This window comes from Acinetobacter amyesii, assembly GCF_023499985.1.
GTDB classification, from domain to species: Bacteria; Pseudomonadota; Gammaproteobacteria; order Pseudomonadales; family Moraxellaceae; genus Acinetobacter; species Acinetobacter amyesii.
In genome coordinates this window covers 421,019-432,976 of sequence record NZ_JAMCOU010000013.1, presented here as the reverse complement: position 1 = coordinate 432,976, position 11,958 = coordinate 421,019, and the positions used below count along the sequence as shown (strand labels likewise).

The 11,958-nt window shown below is 41.0% G+C and carries 11 protein-coding genes; 9 read left to right on the top strand and 2 right to left on the bottom strand.

Annotated elements, in window-relative coordinates:
* Nucleotides 1–95 precede the first annotated feature (95 nt).
* Both M5F03_RS03640 and M5F03_RS03635 read right to left on the bottom strand, forming a co-directional pair.
* On the bottom strand, nucleotides 96–1,403 hold the full coding sequence (locus M5F03_RS03640; RefSeq protein WP_078193677.1) for a peptidylprolyl isomerase: 1,308 nt from the start codon (nucleotides 1,401–1,403) through the stop codon (nucleotides 96–98).
* Nucleotides 1,403–3,874, bottom strand: coding sequence for an LPS-assembly protein LptD (locus tag M5F03_RS03635; protein ID WP_249706681.1), 2,472 nt, complete (start codon nucleotides 3,872–3,874; stop codon nucleotides 1,403–1,405). The genes M5F03_RS03640 and M5F03_RS03635 overlap by 1 nt, the downstream gene beginning before the upstream one ends.
* 120 nt (nucleotides 3,875–3,994) lie before the next feature.
* Between M5F03_RS03635 and M5F03_RS03630 the strand changes: the two genes are divergently transcribed.
* The 9 genes from M5F03_RS03630 (at nucleotide 3,995) to lpxK (ending at nucleotide 11,958) form a co-directional block, all read left to right on the top strand.
* On the top strand, nucleotides 3,995–5,008 hold the full coding sequence (locus tag M5F03_RS03630) for an aminoglycoside phosphotransferase family protein (RefSeq protein ID WP_249706679.1): 1,014 nt from the start codon (nucleotides 3,995–3,997) through the stop codon (nucleotides 5,006–5,008).
* Complete coding sequence (gene murU / locus M5F03_RS03625) at nucleotides 5,008–5,697, top strand: N-acetylmuramate alpha-1-phosphate uridylyltransferase MurU (RefSeq protein WP_111885067.1); 690 nt, start codon at nucleotides 5,008–5,010, stop codon at nucleotides 5,695–5,697. The genes M5F03_RS03630 and murU overlap by 1 nt, the downstream gene beginning before the upstream one ends.
* Nucleotides 5,698–5,781: 84 nt before the next feature.
* Complete coding sequence (gene rsmG, locus M5F03_RS03620; protein ID WP_180003083.1) at nucleotides 5,782–6,414, top strand: 16S rRNA (guanine(527)-N(7))-methyltransferase RsmG; 633 nt, start codon at nucleotides 5,782–5,784, stop codon at nucleotides 6,412–6,414.
* A 24-nt stretch (nucleotides 6,415–6,438) separates the two neighbouring features.
* Nucleotides 6,439–7,221 (top strand): ParA family protein, encoded by a 783-nt coding sequence (locus M5F03_RS03615; RefSeq protein ID WP_078188958.1) that lies wholly within the window; start codon nucleotides 6,439–6,441, stop codon nucleotides 7,219–7,221.
* The gene (locus tag M5F03_RS03610; protein WP_180084215.1) at nucleotides 7,218–8,105 is read left to right on the top strand and encodes a ParB/RepB/Spo0J family partition protein; all 888 of its coding nucleotides are present in this window, start codon (nucleotides 7,218–7,220) and stop codon (nucleotides 8,103–8,105) included. Before M5F03_RS03615 ends, M5F03_RS03610 begins: the two co-directional genes overlap by 4 nt.
* A 31-nt stretch (nucleotides 8,106–8,136) precedes the next feature.
* Nucleotides 8,137–8,778: a MotA/TolQ/ExbB proton channel family protein gene (locus M5F03_RS03605; RefSeq protein WP_249706669.1), complete on the top strand. Its 642-nt coding sequence runs from the start codon at nucleotides 8,137–8,139 to the stop codon at nucleotides 8,776–8,778.
* A gap of 13 nt (nucleotides 8,779–8,791) precedes the next feature.
* Nucleotides 8,792–9,214, top strand: a complete 423-nt coding sequence (locus M5F03_RS03600; protein ID WP_078193671.1) for an ExbD/TolR family protein — start codon at nucleotides 8,792–8,794, stop codon at nucleotides 9,212–9,214.
* On the top strand, nucleotides 9,214–10,941 hold the full coding sequence (gene msbA, locus M5F03_RS03595) for a lipid A export permease/ATP-binding protein MsbA (RefSeq protein ID WP_180007340.1): 1,728 nt from the start codon (nucleotides 9,214–9,216) through the stop codon (nucleotides 10,939–10,941). The genes M5F03_RS03600 and msbA overlap by 1 nt, the downstream gene beginning before the upstream one ends.
* A 3-nt stretch (nucleotides 10,942–10,944) precedes the next feature.
* Complete coding sequence (gene lpxK / locus M5F03_RS03590) at nucleotides 10,945–11,958, top strand: tetraacyldisaccharide 4'-kinase (RefSeq protein ID WP_249706666.1); 1,014 nt, start codon at nucleotides 10,945–10,947, stop codon at nucleotides 11,956–11,958.

The window sequence follows — 11,958 nt, the reverse complement described above, 5'->3', positions numbered from 1 at the left end:
TTTCATAACGGGTATGTAATAATTACTAAAGTGCTGAATGATGATAAGAATCGACATAAAAAAACCAGCTGAAGCTGGTTTTTTTATTTATTCACTTATTTCTTTTTACGATCTAGAGTAGGATCTTTAATTTCAACATAAGCATTGTTGCGAATTTCACGTAACCAGCTGTCCAGTTCAGTGTCAAATTGACGCTCACCTAAAATCTGACGGGCCATACGTTCTTGTACTTCATGTGTCATATCTTGTTGACGTGTATCGGTCACTTGAAGGATGTGCCAACCAAACTGTGACTGAAAAGGCTTGCTGATTTCACCTTTCGCTGTTGATTTCATCATTGCTTCAAATTCTGGAACCATAACACCTGGGCTAACCCAACCTAAACTACCACCATTGGCAGCAGAACCAGTGTCATTCGAGAACGTTGAAGCCAAGACCGCAAAATCTTCACCCTTTTGCAGGCGATTATACAAGTTGTCGATCATTTGCTTGGCATTTTCAGGACTCACGACCTCAGATGGTTGAATCAGGATATGGCGAGTTTGGTATTGAGGAACAATGGCTTTTTGTTCGCCACTTTTACGGTCGACCAATTTTAAAACATGAACGCCATCACGTACTGAAATTAGTTCAGTGGTTTGACCAACTTGCAAAGGAGCTACACGTGCAGCAAGTTCATCTGGAATATCAGATAAGTTGCGGAAGCCCATATCGGCACCGTCAACTTTAATATCTTTGGTACTGTATTTGCTAGTAATCGCTTTTACATCGTTGCTTGCTGCAAGTTCTTTACGAATGTCTTCCGCGATTTTAACGGCATTATCACTGCTAGCTACACGTACATGTAAGACATGAACTTGATTACCTAACGCAGCTTGACCTTGTGGTGAGCTTAAGAAGTTTTTCACATCTTGGTCACTGATTTGAATGCGAGAAGTGACCAACTGTTGGCGTAGACGTTGTAAAGCGATGTCTTCAGCGATGCGTGCACGTAAACCTGCATAGGTATTTGGCGCAACAGCATCTAATTTTTGCTGAAACGCTTCTAGGCTTGGGGAGCCTGCGTCTTTTGCAACTTTAAGTACGGCTTCATTGAGCGATTTTTCATCCGCTTTGACATTGTATCGTTTAACCTGTTCAAGCTGTGCTTGGCGCGAAATCAGCTGTTCTAAAGCTTGTTGCTGCAAATATTCAGTCGGTGGGACGGTTTGTTTTTTTGCTTGAAATTGATGAGTGATCTCGGCAATGCTTTGATCAAGATCACTACGTAAAATCACGCTATTGTCAACGACAGCTACAATTTCATCTTTAGGTTGCGCAGCAGCAAATACAGATACAGAAGTCGATAGGCAAAGTGCCAAGGCTGACGCTTTAAAAATTTGTTTTAACTGTTTTGTCTTCATTAACGTTCTGTCCAAGATTGATTAATATTGTTAAAACCCAACACTCGGTTTTCAAGCAAAGAGGTTAATTTATTGTTGAAGCCACCTAAACCTTTTAGAGTGAACTCCGCCATAATGGCACGTTTTGGTTTAACATCTGAAGATGTTACATCATCTAAATCGTTATAGTACGAACGACCATAAACTGAAACACCCCAGCAGCATGACTCGTAGTTCACACCCAGTAAATATTCACGCGCAATACTGTTGTCGAGGTCATATTGTGCATGACCAATAATACGCCAGTTATTGTGTATAGGTTGAATAAACGATGCTACTGCTTGGTCATAGCTGTCTTGGCGATTAGGAATGTCTTTACGATAGAAATAACCGACATTGTATAAATTGCCTTTATTTCCTGTGTAATACATTTGAATATCGCGCTGAGCATTATCACCATTCGCCATCCATGCTGAATTGGCATTCACACTGATGCTGTCAGATAGCTGGCTAGAAATGCTCACGACAGGGCCGGTATGGCGTTCGGTATCAAATTTATCAGAGACGTTGTTTAGCGTGACGCGGCGGTCTTCAAAATAGAAACTTTGACCAACGCTGGCTTTTAAACGCTCAAGACCAACATCATCAAATAAACTATAGCTCAAGCCTAGAGATGCGAAGTTGTTGTCTTCTAAACGGTCATTACCATAGAACCGACGCGGACTAAACAATTGGTCATAATTAATTGACGCTGTGGTTGAGTCAAAGTTCGGATTAGTGTCTTGGTTTTTGTATGGAGAATACGCATAGAAGAAGCGTGGCGTTAAGGTTTGAAGATAACGACCTTCGCGCTCCATCACAAGACCTGCATCTAAAGTAAATTGCGGTACAACGACCGATTTACTTTCATTTGATGAACTAATGTTTTGTGCATTAACGGTATCTTGATCGTAAATCGTGTTGACGTTACGAATAGACACTTCTGGGATTACAAAAGACCATGGGTTACGATAGTTATAACGCACACTAAAGTCGTTATAAATACGTGCACCACTTGGCTCATACATTGGCGAATCGCCAGTATTGCTTGGAATATTATTACTACGTAAGTTCTTTTTGAAGTAAGCCGTATCATTGTTAAATTCGTACTGTAAGCCGAGCGGATTACCAGTCTTGTAGTTCAGTAGGAATTGCGGCAAGCGCGCATATGGACGGTCTTCATCACTGACAGTTTTATCTAGTGTTTGGAAGTCTTCCACTTTAAGCTGTGCTTTTAGGCCAGGGATACCATTTTTATAATTGAGTTCCCATGCACGGCGTAAGTTCAGGTCAGTTTTTGAGTTTGGATTATTATTGAGATCTGAGAAATAGTCTTTATCAGATGCATAATTGTATTCTAAATTGGTTGTAAATTGATCGTTAATTTTCCAGTTATGTAGGAAATGTAAGTCTTTACGATCCTGATCATCATACTTTTGGTCGGATGGTAAATAACCACCCCACACCATCCCTGAACCAAAGTTTTTGGTCAAATAACGGAATTCACCTTCCATCATTGCGCCACGGTCTGCAATATAACGTGGTGTGACCGTTGCATCATAGTTTGGTGCAAGGTTGAGATAGACGGGAACGGCAAGTTCAACACCACCATCATTGGTAAAACCAAAGCTTGGGGTCAAAATACCTGTGGTACGACGGTCATCAATCGGGAAGTTGAAATAGGGCACAGCCATCACAGGTACGTTTTTTACATATAATGTTGTACCTTTGGTTTCACCACGACCAGTTTCTTGATTCAGCTTAATTTTGTCTGCTTGAATTTTCCACGTTGGTTTTTCATCAGGTGGACAAGTGGTATAAACCGCATTTTCTAATTCGAGTGTTTCGGTTGAAGTACGTGAAATTTTCTCAGCGCGACCGTGTGCATGCTGCTGTTCAGCAATAAAGAAACTGTTATTTAAATCACCCTGTTGGGTTTTTAAATTGTAATCAATCGAATCACTTTGCGAAATCAGCCCAGACTGTGCCATTTGCACGCGGCCAGAAGCATTGGCATAGGTTTGGGTTTTATCAATTTTGATTTGATCGGCACGAATTTGACGACCTTCTTGGTCAATCAGAACATTACCTTCAAGAATGGAGTCGCCATTCGGGTCAAAATGACCATAGTCTGCGGTAATGGTAGAGGTTGCGTCTTCAGGTGCGACCGCTTTTGTTGTTGGAGCAACTGGGGTAATCCAGGTGCCTGTACAAAACGCAGAACTTAATTGATTGGTGTTGCGAATCTGTGCTTCAGGTGCAGATTTATCGACATAATATTGTTCGAAGAACTGCTGCCCCGGATAAGCTTCTGAAATGCTTTGTTTGAGTTGTTCTGTATCGTCATCCGTGGACGGGTTTGAAACAGGTGCTGCATAGCTTGGTAACGAGCTACCACATAGAAGGGTTAAGATCGCAGTCGCTAAAGGATTAAATTTAAACTGATGCTTCATTTGTCTCATTAACCAGGTATGCTTAATCGCAATTAATTATTGTCGCATCATAGAGAAAAAGTTGATAAGTAGCTACACTTAGCACTTTAAAAACTCAGCCTGTATTAGAATTTATCGCAAATGAATACACAACGTGAACAATTGATACAAACATGGATTTCATCTGTACTCGGTTCAGATCAATTTGAAATTAACTTCTTAGCAGGCGATGCAAGCTTCCGTCGTTATGCACGAATCAAATTGAATAATAAAACATTTATGCTCATGGATGCACCACCAGAAAAAGAAGATTGTGGTCCTTTTGTGTCGATTGATGAATTTTTTGATGCACATGGCGTGCGTGTACCACATATCGTGGCCAAAGACCTCGATCAAGGCTTCTTATTGTTAGAAGATTTTGGTGATGTTTTATTGTCTACGTTGTTGAATGATCAAACCGTAGACGCACATTATGCTCAAAGTTTTAAACAGTTGATTCAATTGCAGTCAATTGATGGAACTGCTCATTTTCCTGCATATACCTATGAAAAGCTGATTTCTGAAATGGAGCTGTTAACCGATTGGTTATTGCCATCTCTACAAGTGCAGCCTACTGAAGAAGAATCGGCACTGATTAAACGTACCTTTGCTATCTTAGCCAATGCTGCATTGGCTCAGCCTCAAGTGATTGTGCATCGTGATTTTCATAGCCGTAATTTGATGGTACTTGATGGTGAGCAAGATCAGGGTGTGATTGACTTCCAAGATGCTGTGATTGGCGCAGATACTTATGATTTGATTTCTATTACACGTGATGCTTATGTGCAGTGGAATGCAGATCGTGTTTATGCATGGTTTAAGACGTTCTATGATTTGCTACCTGCATCGGCTAAAGAAGGTCGTAACTTTGAGCAATTCAAACAAGACGCTGACCTGATGGCGATTCAACGCCATATCAAAATTTTAGGTATTTTTGTGCGCTTATTTGAGCGTGATGGTAAGTCAGGTTATCTCAAAGATTTGCCTCGTGTGATGTGGTATTTACTTGAAGAAAGTAAACCATATGCAGAATTACAACCTTTTATGCAATTTATTCAGGATAAAGTATTGCCGAAATTTGAAGCCAAATACGGCACTTATGAGGTTGTTGCATAATGAAAGCCATGATTTTAGCTGCGGGTCTCGGAAATCGGATGCGCCCTTTAACATTGTATAAGCCAAAGCCTTTGCTTGAAGTGGGTGGGAAACCACTGATTGTTTGGCATATAGAAAAGCTAAAAAAAATTGGCGTAACTGAAATTATCATCAATTCTGCATGGCTTGCAGATATCCTGATTGGTACTTTGGGTGATGGTTCGCAGTTTGGTGTTAATATTCGCTGGACACGTGAAGCGGAAGGTCTGGAAACAGCTGGTGGCATTATTAATGCTTTACCTTTGCTTGGGACAGAACCGTTTATTTTGGTGAATGGTGACGTTTGGACGACCTACGATTTTTCAGCCTTGCTCAATATTGAGCTAAAAGATGACTTGGCACACTTGGTCTATGTGACTAACCCAGCGCAACATCCAAAGGGTGATTTTATCTTGGATGCTGGGCGTAGTTATACCTTTGAGCAAGAACATGCAGGCGAGGCACTCACCTATAGCGGAATCGCAGTTATACATCCAAACATGTTTAATGGATTGGAAGCTGGCAAGCGTCCGCTCGCACCTTTATTGAAACAAGCTATGTTGGATGGAAAAATTTCTGCAGAGAAAATGCAAACTGCGTGGGTTGATGTTGGCACACCTGAGCGTTTAAGTGATCTAGATCTACAGATTCGCCAAGGCATGTACGATTAAGTGCATATTCGCTAAGCGTTAGCTACTGTTCCACGGCTTAGAAATCGGTATACTTCAGTTAATTTTTATTGAGATGTCTTCTTTATGCATCCTTTTTTTCAAGACTTAAAGCAAGGTAGTCAAAAGCTTGGCTTAGATTTGAGTGAAGAAGCATTAAATCTATTGCTGAAATACCAAGATGCCCTAGTGCTGTGGAACAAAGCGTATAACTTGACTGCTATTCGTGATCCTAAAGAAATGTTGGTTAAGCATTTATTGGATAGCTTAAGTATCCTAAATGATTTGCCTGCAGGTCGTTTATTGGATATCGGTACGGGTGGTGGCATGCCGGGCATGATCATTGCACTGTGTCAGCCTGAACGTGAATGTGTGCTTTTAGATGCCAACGGTAAAAAAATTCGATTCTTAAAACAATTTATTGCTGACTTAAAACTAAAAAATGTCATTGCGGTACAAACACGTGTCGAAAATGAAGACAGCATTAATGAACTGGGGCAGTTTGATGTGATTACCAGTCGTGCTTTTGCATCGTTAACGGATTTTGTGGATGCGTCTAAACCGTATATGCATGCGCAAAGTATTATCGCGTCGATGAAAGGCTTAATTCCTGAAGAAGAAGTTGAAACACTGAAAAGTGATTTCAAGATTGATATCGTTGCATTAAAAGTTCCACGACTTGATGAGCAGCGTCATTTAATTTTTCTTAAACGTATTTAAAATTTTCAAAGGACTGGGGTTACCATGGCTCAAATTATTGCGATTGCAAACCAAAAGGGTGGCGTAGGTAAAACCACAACTGCTGTGAACTTGGCTGCATCTTTAGCCATATTAAAAAAACGAGTTTTACTTGTGGACATGGATTCACAAGGCAATGCCACGATGGGTTCGGGCATTCAAAAAAATGATTTGTTGTATTCAGTCACGGATGTCTTACTTGGTGAAGTGCCAATTGAAACCGCTATTTATAAAGCAGAAGTGGGCTATAAAGTTTTAGGTGCAAACCGTGACTTAGCTGGCGTTGAGCTTGCAATTGCAGATCAAGACGGTCGTGAGTTTATTTTACGTGAAGCATTGGCAAGCGTCGAAAAAGACTTCGACTATATTATTGTCGATTGTGCACCAAGTTTAAGTTTGATCACTGTCAATGCACTTGCAGCGGTACGTGCTGTGCTTATTCCAATGCAGTGTGAATATTATGCCCTAGAAGGTTTGGCTGACCTAACCCAAACCATTGACCGTATTCAGCAAGCTTTAAACCCTGATCTAGAGATCGTGGGTGTGCTTCGTACCATGTACGATGCGCGTAATGCCTTAACACGTGATGTGTCTGCTGAGCTTGAACAATACTTCGGTCAGAAACTTTATGACACGGTCATTCCGCGTAATATTCGTTTGGCTGAAGCGCCTGCGCACGGTTTACCAGTGATTTATTTTGAAAAAAGCTCGAAGGGTGCAGTTGCTTATTTGAACTTGGCAGCTGAGATGTTAAAAAAAACCAAAGTAAAAAAAGGAACTAAAGCATGACCGTAAAAAAACGCGGACTGGCTAAAGGTCGTGGTCTGGATGCCTTACTCGGCTCAATCCAAAAAGAAAAACTACAGCTCGAAGCAAAAGCTTTAGATCATGGACAGTTAAAACAAATTGATGTGCATTTATTGAAACGTGGTGAGTATCAACCGCGTCGTTTCATTAAAGAACAAGATTTACAAGAACTTGCTGCATCGATTGAAAAGCATGGTGTCATGCAACCAATCGTGATTCGTCCTGTCGAAGATGAAAAGCATCCCTACGAAATTATTGCAGGTGAGCGTCGTTGGCGTGCGGCTCAGCTTGCGGGTTTAACCGAAGTTCCAGCCATTGTTCGTGAGTTGAGTGACCAAGTTGCCATTGCTTTGGCATTGATTGAAAACATTCAACGTCAAGATTTGAACCCAATCGATCAAGCCATGGCTTTGCAACGCTTCCATGACGAGTTCGGTTTAAGTCATCAAGAGATTGCTGACACGGTCGGTAAAGCACGTACCACGATTAGTAACTTGCTACGCCTCTTGTCTTTAGCGGATCAAGTCAAAGACTTTATGCAGCAAGGTTTGCTCGATATGGGGCATGCACGTGCGATCTTGACGTTAAAAGCCAAAGATCAGCTTAAAGTTGCTGAAATGGTGATTGAAAAAAGTATGTCTGTACGTCAAACCGAACAATTTGTTCGTGATTTGAATGCACCAAAACAACAAAAAGCTAAACCAATTGTTTCATCAGACATTCAACAACTGACACAACGTCTCTCTGATCGTTTCAGTGCAGACGTGAAAATTGATCATAATAAACAAGGGAAAGGCAAGCTGGTGATTAGCTACCATACTCTTGAAGAGCTAGATGGTATTTTAAATATTTGTCTAGCTGAATAATTTTTAAATTCGATTTATTGGGGAAAATCAAATGTGGGAATTAGTCAAAGCGGGCGGGTGGTTAATGATCCCGCTCGTCATTTGTTCGATCTTTACGGTAGCCATTACCATTGAGCGCTTTATTCGTTTAAAGAAATCAATGGTGTTACCAAAAGACTTGATGATGAATGTAAACACATCGGTGAAAGATGTGGTGCAGCAGCTAAAGCAAAGTCCAACTTTACAACAAAGTACATTGGGTCGTGTATTGGGCGCAGGTTACGCTAGTAAAGATCAAAACGAGCAATATGCACTTGCGCAAATGGAAGTCACAGCGTCACAAGAAATTGGTTATTTAGAAAAAAATATCAACTTTTTGGGCACTTTAAGCGCTGTTGCACCTTTACTAGGTTTGTTGGGTACGGTGATCGGTATTATTGAAGCATTCTTAATGATTGATATAGGCACCAATAGTGATCCAGTGTTGATGATGCCGGGTATTTCTAAAGCCTTGATTACCACTGCTGCCGGTATGTTAATTGCTGTACCTGCATTATTTGCACATCGCTATTTCCAACGTTTGGTTCAGGAATATGTGGCTGAGTTAGAACAGCAGTCGACGTTATTTCATGCCGCTTTGTTTTATAAAAAAACACCTGAAGTAGAAAGTCAGGACATTCAGAAAGCCAGCTGAGTGGAGACTGCGCATGAAATTTAAACGTCGTCAGGTTGAAGATATTCATATCAACCTCACACCGATGATTGACTGTTTGATGTTCATTTTGGTGTTCTTGTTGCTCTCGACCACCTTTAACCAGATGAGTCGAATGAACCTGACTTTGCCAGATGCACAGGGTGTTCCACCTAAAAACTATGATCAAAAGATTGAAGTTGTGGTGGATTCAACAGGACATTATTCTGTCAATGGTCAGTCATTGGCGAGTAAAGAAGTCTCTGATTTGAATACTGCAATTAAACAGACAGCCAATGATCGTCGTGATTTAATGTTTGTGATTGCAGCAGATGCAAAAGCAACACATCAGGATGTGATTCGGGTGATGGATGTTGCAGGTCAACTTGGATTTGTGAATATCAACATCAGTACCAAAGTTCCAACTCGAGGTTATTAGTGAAGCACGATTTTAAGGTCTATTTACGCCTATTAAGTTATTTAAAACCTTTTTGGGGAATCGGCCTGCTGGTTTTGCTTGGTTTCGGTATTAATGCTGCGACAGAAGTTTCTGTCGCAAAATTATTGGAACGCATTATTGAAGCCATTCAAAACAAAGATCAAAGCTTTACAACCTTATTTCCACTCTTGGTGGTTTTATTGATGTTCTTCCGTGGACTCGGTTTGTTCATGGGGGGATATTTTACCGCAGTGATTTCTCGAAACTTAATTTTTAATATTCGTCAGCAAGTGTTCGCAAAACTCATGCGTTTGCCTTCGCAATATTATTTAGATAATTCGAGCGGTCATATCACTGCAAAAATTATGTATAACGTTGAACAGTTGACGGCGGCATCGTCTGAGTCACTGAAAACGATTGTACAACAGGGTCTGATTACCATCGCATTATTGGGTTATTTGCTCTATACCAATTGGCGTTTAACCCTGTGTATTTTGATTTTTGGCCCAATTATTGGTCTGATCATCCGTAAAGCGTCCAAGCGCATGCGTAAATTATCCATGCAAGTACAAAGTACCATGGGTGATGTTAACCATGTGGTGCAAGAGACAGTGCAAGGCAACCTAGTGGTGAAGGGCTTTGCAGGGCAAGATTATGAACAAAAACGTTTTTATGAAAGCTCGATGGAGAACTTACGCCGCGGCTTAAAAATGGTTGTGGTGCAGCAACTCAATAGCCCGATTGTTCAGCTTATCATGTCGATCGCGCTCAGTATCGTGATGTATATCGCGCTACGCCCAGAGATTTTACAAGATACAACAGCAGGTGAGTTTGTTGCCTATATTACTGCCGCAGGTATGCTGAGTAAGCCAATTAAAACCTTGACGGATGTCAATGAAAAACTACAACGAGGCATGGCAGCAGCTTATTCAGTTTTTGAATTGCTAGATATGCCTGAAGAAGTGAATAACGGCACGCTGAAGCCTGCTTTGAAAGGTGATGTCGAATTTAAAAATGTCAATTTGATCTATGCTGATGGTCACCATGCGATTCATGACTTCAATTTAAAAGTTAATGCAGGGCAAACCGTTGCATTGGTTGGGCGTTCGGGTGCAGGTAAAACTTCATTGGTCAATCTGTTGGTGCGTTACCAAGAGGTGTCTTCTGGACAGTTGTTGCTTGATCAGCATGATATTCACGACATAGAACTCAATAGCTTGCGTACTCAGATTTCGATGGTCAATCAGCAAGTGGTTTTGTTTAACCGTACTGTGCGTGAAAATATTGCTTATGGACAGCTCGAGCATGCAACAGATGAACAAGTCATTGCTGCTGCTAAAGCTGCATTTGCACATGATTTTATTATGGATTTACCGCAAGGTTATGACACACCATTGGGTGCCCAAGGTTTAAATCTATCAGGTGGTCAACGTCAACGGATTGCGATTGCACGTGCCATTTTGAAAAATGCACCGATCTTAATTTTAGATGAAGCGACCAGTGCGCTAGATAACGAATCTGAATTTTTTATCCAGCAAGCATTTGACGCTGCGATGCAAGATCGTACCACGATCGTGATTGCGCATCGTTTATCGACCATTGAAAATGCAGACTGTATTGTAGTGATGGATAAAGGGCGTATTATTGAACAAGGTTCGCATACAGAATTGATGGCACAACGTGGTGCATATTACCAACTTCATCAGCGTAATTTTGAGGAAAATTAAGACATGTCTTTTGCACAATTGATTCAGGATGCTTGGAATGAACAGGCAAAGTGGCTCGTTGTGTTTAGACCTTTGTCATGGCTTTATCGTGGTGGATTTTTACTTAATAAAAAACTCTATCAATCAGGTATTAAGCAAAGTTATAAAGCGCCTATTCCAGTCATGGTCATTGGAAACATCACAGTGGGTGGAAGTGGTAAAACCCCATTGCTCATTCACTTGGTCAGTTATTTAAATAGCTTAAAGCTGCGTGTTGGTGTGATCAGTCGTGGCTATGGTGGTCAAGGACCATTTCCGGCCTATGTGGATTTGGACTCGACGGCTGAAATCGTGGGTGATGAACCGAGCTTAATCGTTCAGTCTACAGGTGTGCCAATGGCGGTCGGTCCAAATCGCCAGCAGAGTATTGAGTTGCTGCTCTCTAAGCATGAATTGGATTTGATTATCTGCGATGATGGTTTACAGCATTGGGCGCTTCAACGTCAGTTGGAGTGGATCGTACTGGATAATAACCGTGGTTTAGGCAATGAAAAATTATTACCCGAAGGTTATTTGCGTGAACCGAAAAAGCGCCTTGATACTGGGACGGTCATTGAACATTCAGCAGATCCAAGTTCTCCACTGAATATGCACCTAGAAGCGGCGCAGCCTTATTTGCTCAATAAAGATCTTGTGACGACATTTGATGCAAATAAAGATTTTTATGCTGTGGTCGGTATCGGCTTTCCGCAACGATTTTATAAAACCCTTGAAAACATGGGGATTCATCAATTTCAATGTCATGAATTCCCAGATCATTATGAATATGAACTGAGTGATTTGCAGTTTGAAGATGCCAATCCCATCATTACCACTGAAAAAGATGCAGTGAAAATTTTAGCGATCCTCAAAAATAATCCAGATTTTAAAAGAGAAATATGGGTTGTTCCTGTAGATGCAGTGTTGTCACCTGCGTGTTATGAAACTTTGCATGCGCAGTTGAAACAACTGGGTCTGAAACTTCCCGAAGGCATTTAA